At 67.7% G+C, this 22,699-nt stretch carries 17 protein-coding genes and 3 tRNA genes; 2 read left to right on the top strand and 18 right to left on the bottom strand.

Annotation, left to right across the window (positions count from 1 at the left end; genetic code table 11):
* Positions 1 to 10: 10 nt before the first annotated feature.
* The 9 genes from P7V53_RS11560 to P7V53_RS11520 form a co-directional block, all read right to left on the bottom strand.
* The gene (locus tag P7V53_RS11560; protein ID WP_280155621.1) at positions 11 to 619 is read right to left on the bottom strand and encodes a hypothetical protein; all 609 of its coding nucleotides are present in this window, start codon (positions 617 to 619) and stop codon (positions 11 to 13) included.
* Positions 616 to 1,713 carry a cell division protein ZapE gene (zapE, locus tag P7V53_RS11555; RefSeq protein WP_280155620.1) on the bottom strand — a complete coding sequence of 366 codons (1,098 nt, stop codon included), beginning with the start codon at positions 1,711 to 1,713 and terminating at the stop codon, positions 616 to 618. Before zapE ends, P7V53_RS11560 begins: the two co-directional genes overlap by 4 nt.
* Before the next feature lie 3 nt (positions 1,714 to 1,716).
* Entirely contained in the window at positions 1,717 to 3,144 is a 1,428-nt protein-coding gene (lpdA, locus tag P7V53_RS11550; RefSeq protein ID WP_280155619.1) for a dihydrolipoyl dehydrogenase, read from the bottom strand.
* Positions 3,145 to 3,155: 11 nt separating this feature from the next.
* A complete protein-coding gene (gene odhB, locus P7V53_RS11545) occupies positions 3,156 to 4,430 on the bottom strand; it encodes a 2-oxoglutarate dehydrogenase complex dihydrolipoyllysine-residue succinyltransferase (RefSeq protein WP_280156492.1) in 1,275 nt (424 codons plus the stop codon).
* Positions 4,431 to 4,532: 102 nt separating this feature from the next.
* Positions 4,533 to 7,391 (bottom strand): 2-oxoglutarate dehydrogenase E1 component, encoded by a 2,859-nt coding sequence (locus tag P7V53_RS11540; RefSeq protein WP_280156491.1) that lies wholly within the window; start codon positions 7,389 to 7,391, stop codon positions 4,533 to 4,535.
* A gap of 245 nt (positions 7,392 to 7,636) precedes the next feature.
* Positions 7,637 to 8,584, bottom strand: coding sequence for a nitronate monooxygenase family protein (locus tag P7V53_RS11535; protein WP_280156490.1), 948 nt, complete (start codon positions 8,582 to 8,584; stop codon positions 7,637 to 7,639).
* 93 nt (positions 8,585 to 8,677) lie between these two features.
* On the bottom strand, positions 8,678 to 10,471 hold the full coding sequence (locus P7V53_RS11530; RefSeq protein WP_280155618.1) for an acyl-CoA dehydrogenase: 1,794 nt from the start codon (positions 10,469 to 10,471) through the stop codon (positions 8,678 to 8,680).
* A 79-nt stretch (positions 10,472 to 10,550) separates the two neighbouring features.
* Positions 10,551 to 11,486, bottom strand: a complete 936-nt coding sequence (locus tag P7V53_RS11525) for an electron transfer flavoprotein subunit alpha/FixB family protein (protein ID WP_280155617.1) — start codon at positions 11,484 to 11,486, stop codon at positions 10,551 to 10,553.
* A gap of 124 nt (positions 11,487 to 11,610) precedes the next feature.
* Positions 11,611 to 12,360, bottom strand: a complete 750-nt coding sequence (locus tag P7V53_RS11520; RefSeq protein ID WP_280155616.1) for an electron transfer flavoprotein subunit beta/FixA family protein — start codon at positions 12,358 to 12,360, stop codon at positions 11,611 to 11,613.
* A gap of 148 nt (positions 12,361 to 12,508) precedes the next feature.
* Here P7V53_RS11520 and murI point away from each other — a divergent pair, with 148 nt between their 5' ends.
* Together murI and P7V53_RS11510 are read left to right on the top strand one after the other, a co-directional pair.
* Positions 12,509 to 13,303, top strand: a complete 795-nt coding sequence (gene murI, locus P7V53_RS11515) for a glutamate racemase (protein ID WP_280155615.1) — start codon at positions 12,509 to 12,511, stop codon at positions 13,301 to 13,303.
* Between the two features lie 12 nt (positions 13,304 to 13,315).
* Positions 13,316 to 13,407, top strand: a tRNA-Leu gene (locus P7V53_RS11510).
* 8 nt (positions 13,408 to 13,415) lie between these two features.
* On the opposite strand, the gene P7V53_RS11505 is transcribed toward P7V53_RS11510, so the two are convergent.
* The 9 genes from P7V53_RS11505 to P7V53_RS11465 all read right to left on the bottom strand — a co-directional run bounded on the left by P7V53_RS11505 (position 13,416) and on the right by P7V53_RS11465 (position 22,637).
* The gene (locus P7V53_RS11505) at positions 13,416 to 13,670 is read right to left on the bottom strand and encodes a hypothetical protein (protein ID WP_280155614.1); all 255 of its coding nucleotides are present in this window, start codon (positions 13,668 to 13,670) and stop codon (positions 13,416 to 13,418) included.
* A 236-nt stretch (positions 13,671 to 13,906) separates the two neighbouring features.
* Entirely contained in the window at positions 13,907 to 14,878 is a 972-nt protein-coding gene (locus tag P7V53_RS11500) for a glycosyltransferase family A protein (RefSeq protein ID WP_280155613.1), read from the bottom strand.
* Entirely contained in the window at positions 14,875 to 16,662 is a 1,788-nt protein-coding gene (locus P7V53_RS11495; protein ID WP_280155612.1) for a carbamoyltransferase C-terminal domain-containing protein, read from the bottom strand. The genes P7V53_RS11500 and P7V53_RS11495 overlap by 4 nt, the downstream gene beginning before the upstream one ends.
* Positions 16,663 to 16,672: 10 nt before the next feature.
* The gene (locus P7V53_RS11490; protein WP_280155611.1) at positions 16,673 to 17,410 is read right to left on the bottom strand and encodes an SDR family NAD(P)-dependent oxidoreductase; all 738 of its coding nucleotides are present in this window, start codon (positions 17,408 to 17,410) and stop codon (positions 16,673 to 16,675) included.
* Entirely contained in the window at positions 17,407 to 18,705 is a 1,299-nt protein-coding gene (locus P7V53_RS11485; protein WP_280155610.1) for a glycosyltransferase family 1 protein, read from the bottom strand. Before P7V53_RS11485 ends, P7V53_RS11490 begins: the two co-directional genes overlap by 4 nt.
* 244 nt (positions 18,706 to 18,949) lie before the next feature.
* Complete coding sequence (locus tag P7V53_RS11480; protein WP_280155609.1) at positions 18,950 to 19,468, bottom strand: hypothetical protein; 519 nt, start codon at positions 19,466 to 19,468, stop codon at positions 18,950 to 18,952.
* A 26-nt stretch (positions 19,469 to 19,494) separates the two neighbouring features.
* Entirely contained in the window at positions 19,495 to 22,281 is a 2,787-nt protein-coding gene (locus tag P7V53_RS11475) for an ABC transporter transmembrane domain-containing protein (protein WP_280155608.1), read from the bottom strand.
* Between the two features lie 111 nt (positions 22,282 to 22,392).
* A tRNA-Cys gene (locus P7V53_RS11470) sits at positions 22,393 to 22,466 on the bottom strand.
* 95 nt (positions 22,467 to 22,561) lie between these two features.
* Positions 22,562 to 22,637, bottom strand: a tRNA-Gly gene (locus P7V53_RS11465).
* Positions 22,638 to 22,699: the final 62 nt, after the last annotated feature.

Here is a 22,699-nt window from a genome sequence, read left to right as displayed (position 1 = left end):
GGCACGAGCCTCAGGGCGGCGAAGAGGCGGCGCCAGGCACCGGCAGGGGCGCGGCAGGCACCTTGCCCTGCGCCGCCTTCTCGGCGTTGCGTCGCTGCACCGCCTCGCGATGCTCGCGCGCTTCGGTCTTCCGCTTCTCGTATTCACCGATACGCGCGGACGCGGCCGCGCGCGCAGCCGATGCCGGCAACGCAGCGGAGGCCGGCGATGCCGCCGGGCGATGCGGCTCACGACTGGCGCCATCGTCGGGCCGCTTCGGCGGCCGCCCTCTTTCGTGCACCGGTGCCTTCCGGCGCTGCGCTTCCTCGCCGCTCACCTTGGCCCGGATGTCGTCCATGCGCTGCGCGGCGCGTTGCTTGCGCTGGGCCTCATCGAGGATCACCTGCTGCTGACGCAGGTTTTCGAGCGCCTGGCGGCGGTCGCGTCGCGCGTCCTCGAGGCAGGACGTGACGACGAAGCGCTCGCGGCATGCACGCTCGCGTTCGCCGAACGTCGCCTCGACGCCCGCCCGCTCGGCGGCGATGCGATCACGCTCGGCGCGCTCGGCCTGCACGTCGAGCGCGAACGCCGCCGGCAGCATCGCCAAGCCAAGCACCCAGCACCACAGACGCGGCTTCATGTCAGCGAAGTATCCACATCCCGTCGCGCCAGGGCGAGGAATTCCGCCGATTGCATTTCGGACAAGCGCGACACCGTGCGCGGGAACTCATGGGCCAGCGGCCCTTCGGCATACAGCAGCTCGGGCGGGACCTCAGCCGACATGATCAGCTTGACGCGCCGGTCGTACATCACGTCGACCAGCCACGTGAAGCGCCGCGCTTCCGAGGCATGGCGCGGGGTCATCTGGGGCACGCCCGACAGCACCACGGTGTGGAACTGCGTCGCGAGCTCGAGGTAGTCGTTCTGCGACCGCGGGCCGCCGCACAGCTCCTTGAAATCGAACCAGACGACGCCGCCGGCGCGCCGGCGGGCGTGCAGCTCGCGATGCTCGATGTGCAGCAGCGGGCTTTCCTCCTTGGCTTCGGCGAGCCGCTCGAACGCCTCGGTCATGGCCGCATCGGCCTCGGGCCCCAGCGGCGTGTGGTACAGCTTCACCTGCTCCAGCGTGCGGCGGCGGTAGTCGATGCCGTTGTCGACGCTGATGATCTCCAGCTTCTCCTTCAGCAACTCGATCGCCGGCAGGATGCGGTCGCGATGCAGGCCGTGCGGGTACAGCTCGTCGGGATGGAAGTTGGACGTGGTGACGATGCTGACCCGGTGCTCGAACATTGATTCGAGCAGGCGATGCAGGATCATCGCGTCGGTCACGTCCGCCACGTGGAACTCGTCGAAGCAGATCAGGCGATAGCGGCGCGACACGCGGCGCCCCAGCTCGTGCAGCGGGTTCACCGTGCCCTTGAGCTCGGCCAGCTCGCGGTGCACCTCGCGCATGAACTCGTGGAAGTGCAGCCGCGTCTTGCGCGTCAGGGGAACGGCGTTGAAGAAGCAGTCCATCAGGAAGCTCTTGCCACGCCCCACCCCGCCGTGCATGTACACACCGCGCGGAATGGGCGGCCGCGCGATCAGCTTGGTCAGCGCGTTGCTGCGCCGGGCCTTGTAGTCGGCCCATTCGTTCTCGCAGCGCTCCAGTGCCGCGACGGCACGCAGCTGCGCGGGATCGGCCTCATAGCCGCGCTCGGCGAGCGTCGCTTCGTAGAGCTCTCGGACTGGCACTGATCAGAAGTTCAGCGTGCGCTTGTCGACCGCCAGCGCTGCTTCCTTCGTCGCTTCGGACAGCGACGGATGGGCGTGGCAGATGCGGGCGATGTCTTCGGCGCTGGCCTTGAACTCCATCGCGACCACCGCTTCGGAGATCAGCTCCGAGGCGAGCGGGCCGACGATGTGCACGCCGAGGATCTCGTCCGTCTTGGCGTCGGCGATGAACTTGACCATGCCGGTGGTGTCGCCCAGCGCCCGGGCGCGGCCGTTGGCCATGAACGGGAACGTTCCGGCCTTGTAGGCACGACCCGCCGCCTTGAGCTGCTGCTCGGTCTGTCCCACCCACGCGATCTCCGGCGAGGTGTAGATCACCCACGGGATGGTGTTGAAGTTGACATGGCCGTGCTGGCCGGCGATGCGCTCGGCCACGGCCACGCCCTCTTCCTCGGCCTTGTGCGCAAGCATGGGCCCGCGCACGACATCCCCGATGGCCCACACGTTCGGCAGATTGGTCTTGCAGTCGTCGTCGACGACGATTGCGCCGCGCTCGTCGAGCTTGAGGCCCACCGCTTCGGCGTCGAGCCCGATGGTGTTGGGCACGCGGCCGATCGACACGATCAGCCGGTCGACCTGCAACGTCCTGGCCTCGCCGTTCGCCGCGGTGTACGCGACAGCCAGCCCGGCGCCGTCCTTTTTCACCTCGCCGACTTTCACGCCCAGCTCGATCTTCAGACCTTGCTTGGTGAACGCCTTCTGCGCTTCCTTGGCGATCTGTTCGTCGACCGCACCGAGGAAGGTGGGAAGCGCCTCCAGCACCGTGACCTCGGAGCCGAGCCGGCGCCACACCGAGCCCATCTCCAGGCCGATGACACCGGAGCCGATGAGACCCAGCCGCTTGGGCACGGACGGGATGCGCAGCGCGCCGTCGTTGGACAGGACCAGGTCCTCGTCGAACGGGGCACCCGGCAAGGCGCGCGGATTCGAGCCGGTCGCAACGATCACGTGCTTGCCCGTGATCGTTTCCTCGGCAGCGCCAGCGACCTTGATCTCGTAGGAGCCTTCGGCGGCCTTCGCGAAGGATCCGCGGCCGTGGAAGAAGGTCACCTTGTTCTTCTTGAACAGGTACTGGATACCGTCGTTGTTCTGCTTCACGACCGCATCCTTGCGCGACAGCATCTTCGCCACGTCGATGCTCAGATTCGACAGCTGGATACCGTGGTCGGAGAAGTGATGCCCGGCATGGTCGAAGTTCTCGCTGGACTGCAGCAGCGCCTTCGACGGAATGCAGCCGATGTTGGTGCAGGTGCCGCCCAGCGCGGGACCGCCCTTCGCGTTCTTCCACTCGTCGATGCAGGCGGTGTTGAAGCCGAGCTGCGCGGCGCGGATGGCGGCGATGTAGCCGCCCGGGCCGCCGCCGATGACGACGACGTCGAATTGCTTTGCCATGCTGTCGCTCCTCAGATGTCGAACAGCAGGCGAGCGGGATCTTCCAGCGCTTCCTTCATCGCCACCAGCCCCAGGACGGCCTCTCGGCCGTCGATGATGCGGTGGTCATACGACATGGCGAGGTAGTTCATCGGCCGCACCACGACCTGGCCGTTCTCGACCACGGCACGGTCCTTCGTGGCATGAACGCCGAGGATGGCCGACTGCGGCGGGTTGATGATCGGCGTGGACAGCATCGAGCCGAAGACCCCGCCGTTGGAGATGGAGAAGGTGCCGCCGGTGAGCTCCTCGAGCGACAGCTTGCCGTCCTTCGCCTTGGCGCCGTACTCGGCGATCTTCTTCTCGATGTCGGCGAAGCTCATCTGGTCGGCATTGCGCAGGATAGGCACCACCAGGCCGCGCGGCGACCCCACCGCGATGCCGATATCGAAGTAGCCGTGGTAGACGATGTCGTTGGCGTCGACCGAGGCGTTGAGCACCGGGTATTTCTTCAGCGCGGCCACCGCGGCCTTCACGAAGAAGCTCATGAAGCCGATCTTGACGCCGTGCTCCTTCTCGAACTTCTCCTGGAAGCGCTTGCGCATCTCCATCACCGGCGCCATGTTGACCTCGTTGAAGGTGGTCAGGATGGCGTTCGTGGCCTGCGACTGCAGCAGGCGCTCGGCAACGCGCGCGCGCAGGCGGCTCATCGGCACGCGCTGCTCGGGACGCTCGCCGAGGTTGAGCGACACCGGCGCGGCGACCGGCGGCAGCGGCTTGGGCTGAGCCGCAGCGGCGGGCGCGGCCGCGGGCCTGGCCGGCGCCGCAGCAGGCTTGGCGCCCGCTTCCAGCACGCCCAGAACATCGCCCTTGGTCACCCGGCCGTCGCGCCCGGTGCCGGCGACCGAGCCGGCAGCGAGCTGGTTGTCGGCCATGAGCTTGGCCGCCGCGGGCATGGCGACGTCGCTTTTCGAGCCGGCCGAGGCGGCCGACGCCGCGGCGGGGGCGACCGGCGCCGCCGCAGGCGCTGCCGCGGCAGCCGCGGGAGCGACTGCAGCGGCCTTGCCCTCGGTGTCGATCTTCGCGATCACTTCGTCGCTGACGCAGCTCTCGCCATCGCCCTTGACGATCTCGGCCAGCACGCCGGCCTGCGGTGCGGGCACTTCCAGCACCACCTTGTCGGTCTCGATCTCGATCAGGATCTCGTCCATTGCCACGGCTTCGCCGGGCTTCTTCTTCCACTGCAACAGCGTGGCTTCGGCCACCGACTCGGACAGTTGCGGGACCTTGACTTCAACGATTGCCATTGTTTCTCTCGAATGTTCACGACGCCGCGCGAGCCGGCCGCGGTACGGCCGAACTCCAGCGATCACCGCAGCGCGCAGCGCCCGCGGCAACCGCAGCGCGCATCACTTGCTGAGCACGAAGCCCTTGAGCTTGCCGAAGGCCTGATCGAGCAGCGCCTTCTGCTGCTCCTGGTGCAGGTGGGCGTAGCCCACGGCCGGCGATGCCGACGCCGGCCGACCCGCGTAGCCGAGCTTCTGCCCATCGACCATGTTCTCGTGGATGTAGTGCTGCACGAAGAACCAGGCGCCCTGGTTCTGCGGCTCGTCCTGGCACCACACGATCTCGGTCGCGTTCGGGAACTTCCTGATCTCGGTGGCGAAGGCCTTGTGCGGGAAGGGATAGAGCTGCTCGACGCGCAGGATCACGGTGTCGAAGGCCTTCTTCTCGTCGCGGCGCTTCATGAGGTCGTAGGCGACCTTGCCCGAGCAGGCGATGACGCGCTTGACCTTGTCCGGAACGATCTCGGGATGGTTGGGCCCGATGACCGTGCGGAACTCGCCCTTGGTGAACTCCGACAGCGGCGACGACGCATCCTTGTTCCGCAGCAGCGACTTCGGCGTCATGATGACCAGCGGCTTGCGGAACATGCGCACCATCTGCCGGCGCAGCAGGTGGAAGATCTGGCTGGCCGACGTGGGCTGCACGATCTGCATGTTGTTGTCGGCAGCCAGCTGCATGAAGCGCTCCAGGCGCGCCGACGAGTGCTCCGGCCCCTGGCCCTCGTAGCCGTGCGGCAGCATGAGCGTCAGGCCGTTCGCGCGGCCCCACTTCACTTCACCCGAGCCGATGAACTGGTCGATGACGACTTGCGCGCCGTTGACGAAGTCGCCGAACTGCGCTTCCCAGATCGTCAGCGTGTTCGGGTCGGCCGACGCATAGCCGTATTCGAAGCCGAGCACCGCCTCTTCCGAGAGGATGGAATCGATGACGACGAAGGGGGCCTGGTTCTCGGCCACGTTCTGCAGCGGGATGTAGGTGCCCTCGTCCCACTTCTCGCGCTTCTGGTCGTGCAGCACCGCGTGGCGGTGGGTGAACGTGCCGCGGCCGGAGTCCTCGCCCGACAGCCGAACCGCATAGCCGCTCGCCACCAGCGACGCGAAGGCCAGATGCTCGCCCATGCCCCAGTCGACATTGAGCTCGCCGCGGCCCATGGCGGCGCGGTCGGCGATCACCTTCTCGACCAGCGGGTGGGCCTTGAAATTCGGCGGAATCGTCGTGATGCGCTCGGCGAGCCGCTTGATCTCCGCCAGCGGCAGCGCAGTGTCGGCCGCGTCGGTCCACTTCTTGCCGAGGAACGGGGTCCAGTCGACGGCGTACTTGCTCTTGTAGTTGGTGAGCACCGGGTCGCGCGTGTGCTTGCCGGCGTCCATCGCGGCGCGGAAAGCCTTGACCATCTCGTCCGGACCTTCGGCCGGCAGCACGCCCTGCGCCACCAGCTTGTCGGCGTAGAGCTTGCGCGTGCCGGGGTGCTGTCCGATCTTCTTGTACATCAGCGGCTGCGTCAGCGCGGGCGTGTCCTGCTCGTTGTGGCCCAGCTTGCGGAAGCAGACGATGTCGACGACGACGTCCTTGTTGAACTCCTGCCGATAGTCGAGCGCGAGCTGGGTGCACAGCACGACCGCCTCGGGGTCGTCGCCGTTCACGTGCAGCACCGGCGCCTCGATCATCTTCACCACATCAGTGCAGTACAGCGTGGAGCGCGTGTCGCGCGGGTCGCTGGTGGTGAAGCCGATCTGGTTGTTGATCACGATGTGCACCGTGCCGCCGGTGAAGTAGCCGCGCGTCTGCGCCAGCGCCAGCGTCTCCATGACGACGCCCTGGCCGGCGAAGGCGGCGTCGCCGTGCACGAGGATCGGCAGCACCGAGTCGCCTTCCTTGTCGCCGCGGCGGTCGAGGCGCGCCTTGACCGAGCCTTCGACGACCGGATTCACGATCTCGAGGTGCGAGGGGTTGAACGCCAGGCTCAGGTGCACAGGGCCGCCGGGGGTCGTGACGTCGCTGGAGAAGCCCTGGTGGTACTTCACGTCACCGGAAGGCAGGTCTTCCTTGGCCGTGTGATCGAACTCGGCGAACAGGTCGGCCGGCATCTTGCCCAGCGTGTTGACCAGCACGTTCAGGCGGCCGCGGTGGGCCATTCCGATCACGATCTCCTGCACGCCCACCGTGCCGGCGCGCTGCACCAGCTCGTCCATCGACGCGATGAAGCTCTCGCCGCCCTCGAGGGAGAAGCGCTTCTGGCCGACATACTTGGTGTGCAGATAGCGCTCCAGGCCCTCGGCGGCCGTCAGGCTCTCGAGGATGTGCCTCTTCTGCTCGGGGGTGTAGGTGGCCTTGGAGCGGATGGCCTCCAGGCGCTGCTGCCACCAGCGCTTCTCGGCCGGCTCGGTGACGTGCATGTATTCCGCGCCGATCGAGCCGCAGTAGGTCTCGCGCAGGGCCTGCACGATCTGCCGCAGGGTCATGTTCTCGGCGGTCGTGAAATAGGTGTTCGTCGCGCTGAACGTGATGTCCATGTCGGACTCGGTCAGGTCGTAGAACGCCGGTTCCAGCTCGGGAATCTTGGGGCGCTCCTGGCGCTTCAGCGGATCGAGGTCGGCCCAGCGCGAGCCGAGGAAGCGATAGGCGGCGATCAGCGACTGGACGTGGACCTGCTTGCGCGCGATGGCGAGGTCGGTGCTGCTGGCCTTGGCGCCGAAGGCGTTGGCCTTGGCGCGCTGCGCGAACGACTCGACGATGGGGGCATGGGCCACGTCGCGCTCGTCGGAGCCGTCGACGGCAGGGACGTTCTGCAAGGCGTCGAAGTAGGAGCGCCAGTTGTCGGGCACGGAGCCCGGGTTGTCGAGGTACTGTTCATACATTTCCTCGACATAGGGCGCATTGCCCCCAAACAGGTACGAGTTCGACCTGTATTCCTGCATCATCTCGCTCACCTCGTGCGCCGGTTTCCAGCGCGATAGTGGGTTGATCAACCTTCCGCGGCTCGGCTTGACCGGTTGGCGGATTGCGACCCGCCTTTACTGTTGCCAGAAAAGGGGACGGGAAGGACCTTTGGGTACGGCGCGCAGTGTAACCCCGTTGTTGCGACCAGCACGTTGCGCAAAGCGCAATACCGCGCATCGGGGCGCGGTGTTTGCAAGGGGCGGACAAGCCGCGCGTGAGAGGTGTATCAGGCGAGCGCGAGGGACTGCCGCGCCTCTTCGTACTCGCGCTTCAGGCGCGCGATCAGCACGCGCGCCGGCACCACTTCCTTCACGGCGCCTATGCCCTGGCCGCAGCCCCAGATGTCCTTCCAGGCCTTCCGGGCGTCGCCGCCGAAGTTCATCTTGCTCGGATCGCTTTCGGGCAGGTTCTCGGGATCCAGGCCGGCGTTGCGGATGGAGCCCTTCAGGTAGTTGCCGTGCACGCCGGTGAAGAGATTGCTGTAGATGATGTCGTCGCTGGAGCTCTCGACGATCATCTGCTTGTAGCCCTCGACCGCACGCGCTTCCTCGGTGGCGATGAAGGCGGAACCGATGTAGGCGAAGTCGGCGCCCATCGCCCGTGCCGCCAGCACCGCGCCGCCGGTGGAGATGGCGCCGCTCAACGCGATCGGCCCGTCGAACCACTCGCGGATCTCCTGCACCAGCGCGAACGGGCTCTTGATGCCGGCGTGGCCGCCGGCGCCTGCCGCGACCGCGATCAGGCCGTCGGCGCCCTTCTCGATCGCCTTCTTGGCGAAGGCGTTGTTGATGATGTCGTGCAGCACGACGCCGCCCCAGCCGTGCACCGCGTTGTTGACGTCGGTGCGTGCGCCCAGCGAGGTGATCACGATCGGCACCTTGTACTTCGCGCACAGCGCCATGTCCTGCTCGAGCCGATCGTTGCTCTTGTGCACGATCTGGTTGATCGCGAACGGCGCGGCTGTCCTTTCGGGGTGCGCCCGGTCGTGCGCGGCCAGTGCTTCGGTGATCTCGGCGAGCCATTCGTCGAGCTGTGACGCCGGACGTGCATTCAGCGCCGGCATGGAACCGACGATGCCGGCCTTGCACTGCTCGATCACGAGCTTGGGATTGCTGATGATGAACAGCGGCGAGCCGATGATGGGCAGCGGCAGCTTGGCGAGGACGGACGGCATCGGCACGGGGATCTCCGGGTTCGGTCAGCACAAGGGCTTGCCCAGTGTGCGCGGCACACCGGGACGGGGGCAGTCACGGTCGTGACAGCGGACTCAGAAGGACTCGGGCGCGAGCGCGTTGGCGCTGTCGCCGCCTTCGACGATGGCGTCGCGCGTGGCCGGCACCTTGCTCAGGATGTGGTCGGCGTAGAAGTGCGCGGTCGCGATCTTCGCCCGCAGGAAGGCGGCGTCCCCTGATCCGTCGGCCAGCTGCTCCTCGGCCACCAGGAGCGCCCGGGCCATCTGCCATCCGGCCATCACGTTGCCGGCAAGCATGAGGTACGGCACCGAGCCGGCGAAGACCGCGTTCGGGCTGGCCTTGGTGTTGCCGGCAACGAAGTCGACCACCTGGACAAAGGCTTCGCGTGCCGCTGTCAGGCGCTTGTGCATCGCGCGCGCGGCAACGCTGTCGCGACGGGCGAGCGCGGCTTCGGTCGACTGGATCTGCTGCGCGATGGCCTGGGCCGTCTGGCCGCCGTCGCGCGCCGTCTTTCGCCCGACGAGGTCGTTGGCCTGGATGGCCGTCGTGCCTTCGTAGATGGTGAGAATCCTGGCGTCGCGGTAGTACTGCGCCGCACCGGTCTCCTCGATGAAACCCATGCCGCCGTGCACCTGCACGCCGAGGCTGGTCACCTCCAGGCTCATCTCGGTGCTGTAGCCCTTGACCAGCGGCACCATGAATTCGTAGAAGGCCTGGTTCTGCTTGCGCACCTCGGCGTCGGGATGGTGGTGGGCGGCGTCGTAGGCCGCCGCGGCCACTGTAGCCAGCGCGCGGCAGGCCTCGGTGTAGGCGCGCATCGTCATCAGCATGCGCTTCACGTCGGGGTGATGGATGATCGGTCCGCTGCCGGGCAGCGAGCCATCGACCGGCCGCGACTGGATGCGTTCGCGCGCATAGGCAGCCGCCTTCTGGTACGCGCGCTCGGCGATGGCGATGCCCTGCACGCCGACCGCGAAGCGGGCCGCGTTCATCATGATGAACATGTACTCGAGGCCGCGGTTCTCCTGGCCGATGAGATAGCCCACGGCTCCGCCGTGGTCGCCGAACTGGAGCACCGCGGTCGGGCTGGCCTTGATGCCCAGCTTGTGCTCGATCGACACGCAGTGCGCGTCATTGCGCGCGCCGATGGACCCGTCCGCATTGATCGAGAACTTGGGCACGATGAACAGGCTGATGCCCTTGACGCCCTCCGGCGCGCCCGTCACGCGCGCCAGCACCAGATGGACGATGTTCTCGGCCATGTCGTGCTCGCCGTAGGTGATGAATATCTTGGTGCCGAAGATCCTGTAGCTGCCGTCGGGCTGCGGCTCGGCGCGCGTGCGCACCAGCGCGAGGTCCGAACCGGCCTGCGGCTCGGTGAGGTTCATCGTGCCGGTCCACTCGCCGGTGATCATCTTCGGCAGGAACTGGGCCTGCTGCTGCGGCGATCCGGCGGTGAGCAGCGCTTCGATGGCGCCGTCGGTCAGGAGCGGGCACAGCGCGAAGCTGAGATTGGCGCTGTTCAGCATCTCGCTGCAGGCCGCGCCGATGGTCTTCGGCAGACCCTGCCCGTCGAACTCGGGCGGATGCTGCAGGCCCTGCCAGCCGCCTTCGGCGAACTGGCGGAATGCCTGCTTGAAGCCGGGCGTGGTGAATACCTGGCCATCTTTCCAGCACGACGGAGACGTGTCGCCTTCGACGTTGAGGGGCGCCACCACACCTTCGTTGAACCTGGCGCACTCCTCCAGCACGGCCTGCGCGGTGTCGACGCCGGCGTCCTCGAAGCCCGGCAGCTTGGCCACTTCCTCCAGTCCCGCCAGTTCCTTCATGCAGAACAGCATGTCCTTCACGGGGGCTCGGTACGTCATCGTCTTCTCCATGCAAATGAAAAGGGCGCCGCAACTCTCGTCGGGCGCCCTCGGGTCAACGCAAGCGGCGCCGCCGGCGTCAGCCGAGCGCCTTGACGAGCTCGGGGACCGCGGTGAACAGGTCCGCCTCGAGCCCGTAGTCGGCCACGCTGAAGATCGGCGCCTCGGGATCCTTGTTGATGGCGACGATCACCTTGCTGTCCTTCATGCCGGCCAGGTGCTGGATCGCGCCGGAGATGCCGGCGGCGATGTACAGCTGCGGCGCGACGATCTTGCCGGTCTGCCCGACCTGCCAGTCGTTGGGGGCGTAGCCCGCGTCCACCGCGGCGCGGCTTGCGCCCAGCGCGGCGCCCAGCTTGTCGGCCAAGGGCGTCAGCACCTCGTTGAATTTCTCGCTGCTGCCCATGGCGCGACCGCCCGAGACGATGATCTTGGCCGCTGTCAGCTCGGGCCGGTCGCTCTTGGCGAGCTCGGCGCCGACGAAGCTCGACAGGCCCGCATCGGGCGCTGCCTGCACCTGCTCGATCGCTGCGCTGCCGCCGGTGGCCGCCGCCGGATCGAAGCCGGTGGTGCGGACGGTGATCACCTTGGTCTTGTCGGTGCTCTGCACGGTGGCGATGGCGTTGCCGGCGTAGATCGGGCGCTCGAAAGTGTCGCCACTGATCACCTTGCTGATGTCGGACACCTGGGCCACGTCGAGCAGCGCGGCCACGCGCGGGCCGACGTTCTTGCCGGCCGAGGTGGCCGGAAAGACGAGGTGGCTGTAGCTGCCCGCGAGCGCCACGACCTGCGCCGCGAGGTTCTCGGCCAGCCCGTGCTCGAAGCCAGCCGCCTCGGCGTGCAGCACCTTGGCGACGCCGGCGATCTTGCTCGCCGCTTCGGCGGCGCCGCCGGCGTTGTGCCCGGCGATCAGGATGTGCACCTCGCCGGCCATCGCGGCGGCGGCGGTGACGGTATTGAGGGTCGCGCCCTTGACGGAGGCGTTGTCGTGTTCGGCAATGACGAGAGCGGTCATGTGAAAGGGTCTCCTGTCCGAGTTCCTTCTCCCACCCGGCGGGAGAAGGTCAGGACGAGGGTGTGCGCCGCGCGCCGGCCCTCGCCCTACCCCCTCCCGCGCGCGGGAGGGGTGGTTGCAATGTTCAGATCACCTTGGCGTCGTTCTTCAGCTTCGCCACCAGCGTGGCGACATCGGGCACCTTGATGCCGGCGCTGCGCTTGGGCGGCTCGCTCACCTTGAGCACCTTGATGCGCGGCGCGACATCGACGCCCAGATCCGCCGGCTTCAGGATCTCCAGCGGCTTCTTCTTCGCCTTCATGATGTTGGGCAGCGTCACGTAGCGCGGCTCGTTCAGCCGGAGGTCGGTGGTGATCACCGCAGGCAGCTTGACCTGCAGCGTCTCGAGCCCGCCGTCGACCTCGCGCGTCACCTTGGCCGAGCCGTCAGCGATCTCCACCTTGCTCGCGAAGGTCGCCTGCGGAAGTCCGGCCAGCGCGGCCAGCATCTGGCCGGTCTGGTTGTTGTCGTCGTCGATCGCCTGCTTGCCCAGGATCACCAGGCCCGGCTGCTCCTTGTCGACCAGCGCCTTGAGGATCTTGGCCACCGCCAGTGGCTGCAACTCCTCTGCGGTCTCGACCAGGATGGCGCGGTCGGCGCCGATGGCCATCGCCGTGCGCAGCGTCTCCTGGCACTGCGTGACGCCGCAGGAGACGGCGATCACCTCGGTGACCGCGCCCTTCTCCTTCAGACGCACCGCCTCTTCCACGGCGATCTCGTCGAACGGGTTCATGCTCATCTTGACGTTCGCGATGTCGACTCCCGTGCCGTCGGACTTCACGCGAACCTTCACGTTGAAGTCGACGACACGCTTGACGGGTACCAGCACCTTCATTCGAGGTTCTCCTGAGGAATTGACGTAAACGTAAACCGAATTTTAGAGGGCGGTGTTCGCAACGAGCTGTCGTGCGGACGACAGTTCGGGCTAAAAATCGAACGATCGTACTATTTTAGCGGGACGCCTCGCTAGACTGCGCCCCTCAATGAACTGCATCGGCGTCTTCGATTCGGGAGTAGGCGGATTGTCGGTGCTGAAGGCACTGCGCGCCCGGCTTCCCCACACTGCCTTGCTCTATGTCGCCGACTCGGGACATGCGCCCTATGGCGAACGCGGCGCCCAGTTCGTGATTGAACGATCGCAGCGCATCGTGGCGCATCTGTTGGGCGAGGGAGCGGCGGGTGTCGTCGTGGCCTGCAACACCGCGACGGCAGCTGCTGTTCACGTCTTGCGCCAGGCTTGGCCCGAACTGCCCTTCGTCGGCGTGGAACCGGCGCTGAAGCCGGCGGCCGCGATGACGCGCAACGGCCGCGTGGGCGTGATGGCGACGCCCGGCACGCTGGCCAGCGAGAAGTTCGCCGCGCTGCTGCGCGCGCAGCCCGCGACGTTGCACGTGGAGCTGCGCCCGTGCCCGGGCCTCGCGCATCTCATCGAAGCCGGTGACCTCGATGCGCACGCGCTCGTCGCGAGCATCGAAGCTCACGCCGCCGCCTTGCGCGCGGCGATGGTGGACACGGTCGTGCTTGGCTGCACTCACTACAGCTTCGTTCGTCACCACATCGAGGCCGCGCTCGGACCAGGCGTGCAAGTGATCGATACAGCCGAGCCCGTGTCGCGTCACGCGGCGAGGCTGTTCGCCAAGCGGGTGACGGCTGAGCCGGATGCACCGGTTCGACTGCGGACGACCGGTGACGTCGTGCGACTGCGCGAGATCGCCAGCGCCTGGCTGCCATTTGCCTGCGACGTGCAAGCCGCGTCGCCGACATTGCACCGTCTATGATCCCCGCACGCCGCGCGGGTGGCGGAATTGGTAGACGCAGCGGGCTTAAAACCCGCCACTTCCCGTAAGGGGGTGTACGGGTTCGATTCCCGTCCCGCGCACCAGCACCGCCTCAGGCAGCGAGCAGCTCGCGTTGGCTGCGGACGAACTCACGTCCCTTGCCGATGGCGTACGACAGTGCCTGTTCCGCCTGTTCCCAGCGGTGACCGCAAGCCAGCGCATCGTCCCGATACGCCTCGCGCGGACCGCGCCCCGCACCGCGCACCCGACTCACCACCACCGCCGCGATGTAGCCGTCGCCGAGCTTGCTTTCCAGCGCGCCGGCATAGATGCGGTAGTCGCCTTCGTCGCGTTCGTCCAGCTTCATCGAGGATCTCCTGTACTGCGAGCTAGCAATGATGGGCGTCGCGAGGCTGTTGTGCATCGACCAAAAGTAGGAGACACCCAAGTGGAGGCGATGTTTTCCCTTAGCCGTATCTACACGAGGCTCGAAGTTCGGGGCGGCTAGCGCTCTCGCCAGGCGGCCGCCACTGCCATCCCGAGCCCGAACGCCCAGTACACCCACACCAGGCTTGTCGAGCCGATCGCACTCTTCGCAGCGCGCTACAGGAAGAAGACGTGAAAGCGGAGCGCGCCGCGCAGGCGCCAGTAGAGCGAAAGGAACGGGATCGCCGCCGAGGTGACAAGCATCTCCATCACGTGCGACAGCGAGTGCGACGTTCGCCGCAGCCTCATTGCCGCGAGATGCACCACCAGAAGCGCCGCCACCGTGCCGCCGGCCGCCGCGGCAGCGGGTTGTCCCGCCAGCCACAACACCGGCGCACCCAACGCGGCCCCCACGATGACGTAGTAGTTCCATGGCGGCGCGCGGCGGATGCGCTCGCGGTAGAGACGAGGATGCTTCTTGTAGAGCAGCGCATCGAAGAAGGTGTTGCGTTGCTGGCGCAACGACACGCCCCACGGTTCGCGCCGCACGGGGTGCAGCACCGTGGCGCTTTCGATGCGATCCACCGCGCCGAGTCGGCCCAGCCGGAATTGCAGGTCCGAGTCCTCGCGCCAGGCGCGCCGGAACCGTTCGTCGAAACCGCCGACCTGCTCCAGCGCGTCGCGCCGCACGAAGGCGTTGGCGGTAACGAACTCGGCAGACGCCAGGCCGCGGGTCATCAGCTCGTGATCGGTGGGCGGCTCGTTCAGCGGCGGCACCACGACGCGGCCGCAGACCGCCACGCGCTCGCCGATCGCGCGCTCGCCCTCGGCCAGCCAATCGGCATCCGGGATCGTGTCGTCGTCGGTGAAGGCGATCAGCGCACCGCGTGCCGCCCGCCAGCCGGTGTTGCGCGCCACGGCAGGCCCCCGGCCTTCGGTCGGACGCAGGTAACGCAGCGCCGGCTCGCCGCCCGCGGGTCGCAAGGCGTCGACTGCCGCCTGGGTCGCCTCGTCGTGCCCGTCGTCGACGACGACGACTTCGTAGGCACGCGGATCGAGGCGCTGCGCGAGCACGCGGGACAGGCAGCGCGACAGCAGATCCGGGCGCCGGAAAGTCGGGATGACGACCGAGATCCGCGGCGCGCTCATCCCTGCTTCTCGACGATGAACGCCCCGATGACCAGCGCGTCGAGGGGTGTGCTGTAGAACGCCTCGATGGCCGCACGCGGCGTGCACACGATGGGCTCGCCGCGCACGTTGAAGGAGGTGTTCACCAGCACCGGCACGCCGGTCAGACGGCCGAAGGCGCTCAGCAACGCGTGGAAGCGCGGGTTGGTGTCGGCGCCGACCGTCTGCACGCGCGCGGTACGGTCGGTGTGGCAGGCCGACGGGATCTTCGCCCCCTGCCCCGGCCGCACGTCGTAGATGAAGAGCATGAACGGCGACTTGCCACCGTTCGCTTCGGCCGGGCTGAACCAGCGGCCGAATTCCTCCTCGGTCACCGCAGGCGCCACCGGCCGGAAGTCCTCGCGGTCCTTCAATTCGTTGAGTCGCGCCTGCATTGACGGTTCGATGGGCGACGCCAGGATGGAGCGGGCTCCGAGCGAACGCGGCCCGAACTCCATGCGGCCCTGGTACCAGCCGATGATCTTGTTCTGTGCGAGCAACGCGGCCGTCTCCTCGGCCAGGTCGCCCGCACGCCGGTACGGCACCTGGGCCCAGCGCAGCAACGCCTCGATCTGGCCGTCGTCGTAGCCCGGTCCCAGGTAGGCATGCTCCATCGTCCATCGCTTCGGAGCGAGCGCGATGCCCGCCCCCGACTCCGCATCGTCCGGGCTGCCGGTGGCGCAGCGCTGGCGCGCGTCGACCCACAGCGCGGCGCCGAGCGCCGTGCCGGCATCGCCCGCGGCGGGCTGCACCCAGACGTCGTCGAACATGCCGCTGTCGCGAAGTCGCGCGTTCATCACGCAGTTGAGTGCCACGCCGCCGGCCATCGCGAGCTTGCGCTCGCCGCTCGCTTCACGCAGCCAGGCGGCGAGCTTGAGCGCCGTCTCCTCGAGGACGTCCTGGAGCGAGGCGGCAAGGTCGAGATGGTGCTGCTCCATCGGCGCCCCCGGGACGCGCGCCGGCCCGAACAACGCCGTGAGGTCCATGTCGTCGACCCGGAACTGGCCGTCAGGTCCCACGCGAACATGCTCCGCGAGGGTGTGCCGCCAGCTCGGCGTGCCGAGTGCCGCCAGCGCCATCACCTTGTATTCGTCGCTTGAATGCAGGAAGCCGAGATGGCTGGTGATTCGCTCGTACAGCATGCCGAGCGAGTGCGGCATGGTCACCTGGCCCAGCGCGCGGTAGCGGTCGTCGCGGTACACGCCGTAAGCCGTCGTCGTGTGCTCGCCGCGGCCGTCGAGCGTCATGACGGCGCAGCGCGCGAAAGGCGCCGCCAGGAATGCGCTCGCTTGGTGGCACGTGTGGTGATTGACGAAGTGCCAGCGGTAGCGCACGTCCTTGTTCACCGCGGTGATCCGCTTGCGCAGGTGGTGCGGCGCGCCGTCGAGCAGTTGGCGTGGGGCGTTAACGATGTAGGCGGCGAACAGCGGGTCCCAGGGATTCTCCCAGTCGCCGCTGCGATGCGCGGACGGCTCGAGCGGCAAGGTGATGCTGGCGGCCGTGCCGTCGTGCAGGCGCGCGCCGATGAACTCGCGTGGGTCGTAGCTGTATGCCACGTGATCGACATCCGCCAGGGTCACGCCGCCCTGAGCCAGGCAGAAATCGATGGCGTTGAACGGCAGTTCCCAGGCCGTGAACGGCACGGGCCGCTTGCCATGCTTGACGCGGGTGAAGCGCTCTTCCTCTGCCGCGGCGATGGTCGTGCCGTCGACCACGAGGACGGCAGCCGAATCGTGGAAGGCGGCGTTGATGCCGAGGGTGATCATCGCTGCGTCCTCACGGCCATGACGATTCGTGCAGCGGCAGCACCATGATCTCGGGGACGATGCTCTCGCGCGGCATCGTCAAGACGAAGCGCACCGCATGCGCGACGTTGGCGGGATCCTGCAGCTTGCTCGTGTCGATGTCCTTGAAGCGCTCCAGCAGGAATGGTGTCTTCATGCCGCCGACGATGACGCTGGACACGCGGATGCCCTGCGAGCGCAGCTCCGCGTACAAGGCCTGCGACAACCCGACCAGACCCCACTTGCTGGCGTGGTAGGCGCTGGCGTTGGCCCATGCGCGGCGCGATGCGGTCGACGCGATGTTGACGATGTGTCCGCCGCGCCCGTCGTCCCCCTTTCGCAGCGCGGGCAGCGCCGCCTTGCTGAGCAGGAAGGGGCCGCGAAGGTTGGTGGCCAGCACGCGGTCCCAGTCTTCGATCGAGAGCTGCTCCAGGTCGATGGTGACGTCGGTGCCGGCGTTGTTGACCAGCACGTCGAGCCCGCCGAAGTGCTCGCTGCACTGCCTCACCGCGGCTTGCACCGCTTCCGGTTGCGAGACGTCGCAGGCGATGGCGAGCGTGCGCTGGCCTTCGGGGTCGATCTGCGCCGCGACGGCCTTCGCCTTGTCGGCCGCGAGGTCGGCGAGCACGACCCGCGCCCCCGCATCGAACAGGTTGCGCGCCAGGGCCGCACCCAGGCCGCTGCCTGCGCCCGTGATCAGCGCCGTGCGTTGGGCAAGTGACGAGGTCATGCGCGGACTCCGGCGTGTTGTTGAACGAGACCCAGACGACGGCCGGTGCGCGCCACGCGAGCCGGTGTACGCACCGCCTCGTAGACCGCCGCCAGCTGACGGGCCACGTGGGTCCAGGTGAACATCGAGCGGACCCGGCGGATGCCGGCCCGGCCCATCGCGCGACCCAGTTCAGGGTTGTCGCGCAGGTGCATGAGCCGCTGCGCCAGCGCGGCCGGATCGTGTGGGGGCACGAGGAAGCCGGTCACGCCGTCGATCACGGAGTAGCGGATACCGCCGACCGCGCTGCCGATCACCGGCTTGCCGCAAGCCATGGATTCCAGCGGCGTGATGCCGAAGGGCTCGTACCACGGCGTCGTCACGAAGGCATCGGCTGCGGCGTAGAAAGCGCGCAGCTCGTCGCGCTGTCGGTGTCCGACGAAGGTGACCGAATCCTCGACGCCGCACCCGCGCGCCACCGCACGCAGGCGGCCGATCTCGGGTGTCGCCTGCTCGTCGGGCGTCCTCGATTCGCCGCCGACGACGAGCAGTCGCGTGGCCACCTTTCGGTCCAGCAGCGACACAGCGCGGATCACGTTGTCGATGCCCTTTCGCGGCACCAGGCGACCGAGCTGCAGGACGATGAATTCGTCGGGGCGCAGCCCGAGCTCGCGCCGCGCCAGCGTGCGCGGATATGGCGCGAATTCCTCCAGGTCGACACCGCAGGGCACCATGGAGATGCGTTGCGGATGCGCCTCGTAGAGCCGCACGAGGTCGGCCTCGTCCTGCGGGCACTCCGCGATGAGGCGATCGGCGCTGCGCGCGATGCGATGCTCGATCTCGATGCGTGCCGCGGGGAAGGTGTCGGCGCTGCCCTGGTGCTCCCGGCGCACCAGCCCGAGCGCATGGAAGGTCATCACCATCGGCACGCCGAAGCTCTCCTTCAGGCGCAGGCCGGCAAGCCCGGACATGAAGAAGTTGGCGTGGATCACGTCGTACGGCACGCTGTGCTCGAACAGCCTCTGGGCAGATCGGATGAAGGCCGGCATGTGGATCAGGAGCTGCTCCTTCGACACGAAGCACGCCGGGCCGGCGTCGATATGGATGACCCGCACGCCGGGGCGCATGTCGACCACGGCCGGCAGCGAGGCGTCGTCGCGGCGGGTGAGCACGTCGACGTGATGCCCCTGCTCGGCGAGTCCGCGCGCCACATGCGCGACGTAGATGTTCTGACCGCCAGCATCCACACTGCCGATGGTCGCGAGCGGTGAGGCGTGCTCGCTGATGAGCGCGATGCGCAATTTGGTCGTTGGCATGATGAACCCCGTTGGACTAGAGGTCGCACGGCAAGCGTCATGCCGCTGCTGCTAGGGTCCGGGAAGTCCCCGGGTTCACCGGGATTTCGCGGGTGGAAATCTTCAACGGGGTTGAAGCTTTTTTCTCAACGGCCCACCACGCCGCCGCGCGCGGCACGGTGCGCGCCGCGGCAGTGATCTCAACGAGTTGAGGAACTACACGCGGTCGCAAAAATTGCGGCGCGTCTTTTACGCGGGATGCACCCTACGACGGTCCACCTGCGACCCAGTGACCGTCGGCCAACGCGCGTGCATGGTGCTGTTTGGCAATCGCGCGCAAATTTGCCGCGATCGCCGTGGCGAAGGCTTCGTCAAACCAGGGGTGCGCGCCGCTCACGCCGACAACGATGCCGTCCAGCGAGGCGCTTCCCCACAGCACGCTGTCGCCGCGGCGCAGCGCGTGTGTTCGCGCCGTTTGAACTTCGTGGGAGCCCATGCCGGTGAGCCAGCTGAGCCTCGCCTTCCCGCGCGCGAAGCCGGCATAGTCGGCGTCCCACCGGGTTCGGTCACCGATCGCGTGCTCGAGCAGGACTGCGTCGGCGAAGTCGGCCTCGCCCGGTTGCAGGCCCGGGTCCATGACGACGATGTACAGGAAGCCGCTGCCGCAGACCTCGGGGTCCTGCATCGCGGCTTCAATCATCGGCAGCGCCATCGCGACCGCACGCTGAGCGGCATCGCGATCGGCGAAATGGCTGCCGCGCGGATGTTGGATGGGAGTCGTCATCCCCTGCCGCAGGCAAAAAGCGCGCCTCAGGCGGAGGGGGTCGTCGCGCTGGTCCCGGCGGTACGACCGGCCAGCGTGTAGATCGTCGAGACCAGTTCGCCCGGATTGACGGGCTTGGCCAGATGGACCTGGAAGCCGGCCATCAGCGCGCGCACCCGGTCGCCGGCCTGCGCATGGCCGGTCAGGGCGACCGCCGGTACGCGCTGCTCCAGCGGCAGGCCCCGCTGCGCCTCCATCTGGCGAATCCGGCGCACGACGGCGTAGCCGTCTTCATCGCCCAAGGTGATGTCGCACACGACGACGTGCGGCCACTCGTTCGACGGCTGGCGCTCCAGCCAGCGGATGGCCTCGCTGCCACTGGCCAGCGCCAGCACCTGCGCTCCCTCGAGCTGCAGCAGCAGCTGCAGCGATTCGCGCGCATCGGCGCTGTCGTCGACGCACAAGACCCGAAGCTCGGCGAGCGGTTGAGGCTCGCCGGGCATGGCGGGTGCGGGCGCTTGGCCCGAGGGCGTGACGCCGGCATCGACGGCACGCAGCGGCAGCTCGATGAGATAGCGCATGCCGCGCGTCGACGTCGGCGATTCGATGGTGAAGCGCCCGCCCTGGCGCTCGATCAGCGCCCGCAGCTGGAGCGGGTCGGGGGGCGTGTCGGTCCCATGCGGTGTCGTCACCGTTCCTGCCGGCACCGCGGTGCCGGCAGCCGCCGCGACGTGCCGGCCGTCGACGATGCTGACGCGCGCGTTCGCCTCGTGGCGTTCCAGCTTCAGCTCGATGCGCCCGCCCGGTGGGGTGGACTCGGCAGCGTGCATCGAAAGCTCGCGCAGCGCCTGTGCCAGCGCGCTGGGGTCGCCGGTCACGCGGGCGTTCTCCATGTCGATGTCGGTGTACAGGCGAACGCGCCGGGCCTCGATGACACTGCGCAGACCGTCGATCGCGCCGGCCATCAGCATGGCCAGATTGACCGGCTGCAGCGCCATCTCTTCCTCCAGGATGTCGAAGTCGCTCTGCTGGCGTTGCAGGTTCCACAGCTGCGCGTACAGCCCGCCCTGCTCCAGCAGCTTGTCGTGCCGGCCGCGCTCGACGATGCGGCCCTTGTCCATCACGACGATCTCGTCCGCATTGACGATGGTGGACAGGCGGTGGGCGATGATCAGCGTGGTGCGCCCTTCTGCGATCCGGTCGAGCTCGTTCTGGATCGCCCGCTCCGCACGCGTGTCGAGCGCCGATGTCGCCTCGTCGAAGATCATGATCGGCGGATTCTTCAGGAACGCCCGCGCGATCGCGATGCGCTGCTTCTCGCCGCCCGAGAGCTTGAGTCCACGCTCGCCGACAACGGTGTCGTACTGTTGCGGCAACGACAGGATGAACTCGTGCACCTGGGCCGCCTTGGCGGCTTCGATCACGTCGGGCATGCCGGCCCCCACGCGGCCGTAGGCGATGTTGTAGGCGATGGTGTCGTTGAAGAGCACGGTGTCCTGCGGCACGACGCCGATCGCCTCGCGCAAGGTGGAGAGCCGGACCGAGCGCAGATCCTGAGCGTCGACTGCGATGCGGCCGCCGGCGACGTCGTACAGGCGCAGCAGCAGGCGCGCGAGCGTCGACTTGCCCGAGCCACTGCCGCCGACCACGGCGACGGTGCTGCCCGCGGCCACGCTGAGGCTGACGTCGTACAGGATCTGGCGTCCGGCCTCATACGCGAAGTCCACGTGCTCGAAGCTCACCGAGCCGCCCTTGACGGCCAGCGGAAGGCTGTCGGCGCGGTCCTGGATCTCGGGCGACTGTCCCAGCAGTGCGAACAGGGTCTCGGTGTTCACCATCGCGTCCTTGGCTTCGCGGAATACGAAACCGAGCGCATTCAGCGGCAGGCAGATCTGGATCACGTAGGCGTTGACGAGGACCAGGTCGCCGACCGTCATCGCGCCACGCACGGTTTCCTGCCCGGCCAGCAGCATCACCGCGGCGACGCCCGCAGCGATGATGGCGCTCTGACCGACGTGAAGCATCGAAAGCGCTCGTTGGTTGGCCACCGCGCGCTCGACCCATTCGCCGGCGATGGTTCCGTAGCGTCCGCGCTCGAAGTCCTCGCGCGCATAGGTCTTCACGGTCTCGTAGTTGATGAGGCTGTCGACCATGCGGCCACTGGCCTTCGAGTCCATCTCGTTGACCCGGCGCTGATGCAGGGCGCGCTTCTGCGTCACGATCATCGTGAAGGCTGCGTAGACGAAAAAGGTCACGATGATGACCAGCGTGAACCAGAGGCTGTAGCCCGCGGCCATGACGACCAGCACCGCGACGAACTCGATCAGCGTCGGCACCACGGTGAACAGCCCCGCACCCAGCAGAAACCCGACGCCCGCCGTGCCGCGCTCGACGTCGCGGATCAACGTGCCGGTGTTGCGCTGGACGTGGAACTTCGGGCTCAGCGACAGCAGATGGGCGAACGTCTGCTCGGCGAATCGGGTGACGGTGCGTTGCGTGACGCGCGCGAACACGAGGTCACGCAGCTCGGTGAAAAGCGTTCCCGCGAAACGCAGGAGGGCATAGCCCAGCAGCAGGAACACCGGCAACGCGAGCACGGTCGGGGCGCTTTCGAGCGCCGGCCCGGCGGCGGAGCCGACGACCTCGCGCAGCCCTTCCGGTCGGCTGAAGCGGTCCACGATGGCCTTCAGCACGAGCGGCACGAGCACCGCCGCCACTTTCGCCAACACCATCAGTGCCAGCGCGCCGAGCGTGCGATAGCGGTACTGCCAGGCTGCGCTCCACAGGCCGGCGAACACGCCGCCACTGGTATTGATCTGGGGTTCCCGTGCCATGGGTGCGGAGGCCGCAAACGGCGTGCCTGTGGGCGCCTAGCGCCCGGCCGCCGGACGACGGCGAAGACGAACAAAAGCCCGTGGGGCTTTCGCACCACGGGCTCGGGCGTTTGGAGGCGCGGGCCGGAGTCGAACCGACCTACACGGATTTGCAATCCGGTGCATAACCGCTTTGCTACCGCGCCATGAATCTCCGGGGCCGGATTCTCACACAGGCGCGCCTATCGCGTTGGACGGCGCCGGCCACGAAAAAGGGAAGCCGCGGCTTCCCTTTGCAATCTGGAGCGGGAGACGAGTCTCGAACTCGCGACCTCAACCTTGGCAAGGTTGCGCTCTACCAACTGAGCTACTCCCGCATGTCTTCGTCGCAATCACTGCCCTGCGCCGAAGCCTTGCATTATATGTCGAAAAAAGAGGC

Origin of the sequence: Piscinibacter sp. XHJ-5, assembly GCF_029855045.1 — a bacterium.
GTDB lineage: Bacteria > Pseudomonadota > Gammaproteobacteria > Burkholderiales > Burkholderiaceae_C > Albitalea.
The sequence above is the reverse complement of the archived record's forward strand: the minus strand, read 5'-3'. Positions and strand labels throughout refer to the sequence as shown.

What these genes read in the sequence shown, in the direction of transcription:
- P7V53_RS11525 (WP_280155617.1), bottom strand. Translation starts at nt 11,486, where the DNA reads ATGACCGCTCTCGTCATTGCCGAACACGACAACGCCTCCGTCAAGGGC.
- P7V53_RS11490 (WP_280155611.1), bottom strand. Translation starts at nt 17,410, where the DNA reads ATGACCTCGTCACTTGCCCAACGCACGGCGCTGATCACGGGCGCAGGC.
- P7V53_RS11500 (WP_280155613.1), bottom strand. Translation starts at nt 14,878, where the DNA reads ATGAGCGCGCCGCGGATCTCGGTCGTCATCCCGACTTTCCGGCGCCCG.
- P7V53_RS11540 (WP_280156491.1), bottom strand. Translation starts at nt 7,391, where the DNA reads ATGATGCAGGAATACAGGTCGAACTCGTACCTGTTTGGGGGCAATGCG.
- P7V53_RS11505 (WP_280155614.1), bottom strand. Translation starts at nt 13,670, where the DNA reads ATGAAGCTGGACGAACGCGACGAAGGCGACTACCGCATCTATGCCGGC.
- P7V53_RS11560 (WP_280155621.1), bottom strand. Translation starts at nt 619, where the DNA reads ATGAAGCCGCGTCTGTGGTGCTGGGTGCTTGGCTTGGCGATGCTGCCG.
- lpdA (WP_280155619.1), bottom strand. Translation starts at nt 3,144, where the DNA reads ATGGCAAAGCAATTCGACGTCGTCGTCATCGGCGGCGGCCCGGGCGGC.
- P7V53_RS11480 (WP_280155609.1), bottom strand. Translation starts at nt 19,468, where the DNA reads ATGACGACTCCCATCCAACATCCGCGCGGCAGCCATTTCGCCGATCGC.
- P7V53_RS11520 (WP_280155616.1), bottom strand. Translation starts at nt 12,360, where the DNA reads ATGAAGGTGCTGGTACCCGTCAAGCGTGTCGTCGACTTCAACGTGAAG.
- P7V53_RS11495 (WP_280155612.1), bottom strand. Translation starts at nt 16,662, where the DNA reads ATGATCACCCTCGGCATCAACGCCGCCTTCCACGATTCGGCTGCCGTC.
- P7V53_RS11475 (WP_280155608.1), bottom strand. Translation starts at nt 22,281, where the DNA reads ATGGCACGGGAACCCCAGATCAATACCAGTGGCGGCGTGTTCGCCGGC.
- P7V53_RS11485 (WP_280155610.1), bottom strand. Translation starts at nt 18,705, where the DNA reads ATGCCAACGACCAAATTGCGCATCGCGCTCATCAGCGAGCACGCCTCA.
- odhB (WP_280156492.1), bottom strand. Translation starts at nt 4,430, where the DNA reads ATGGCAATCGTTGAAGTCAAGGTCCCGCAACTGTCCGAGTCGGTGGCC.
- P7V53_RS11530 (WP_280155618.1), bottom strand. Translation starts at nt 10,471, where the DNA reads ATGACGTACCGAGCCCCCGTGAAGGACATGCTGTTCTGCATGAAGGAA.
- P7V53_RS11535 (WP_280156490.1), bottom strand. Translation starts at nt 8,584, where the DNA reads ATGCCGTCCGTCCTCGCCAAGCTGCCGCTGCCCATCATCGGCTCGCCG.
- murI (WP_280155615.1), top strand. Translation starts at nt 12,509, where the DNA reads ATGAACTGCATCGGCGTCTTCGATTCGGGAGTAGGCGGATTGTCGGTG.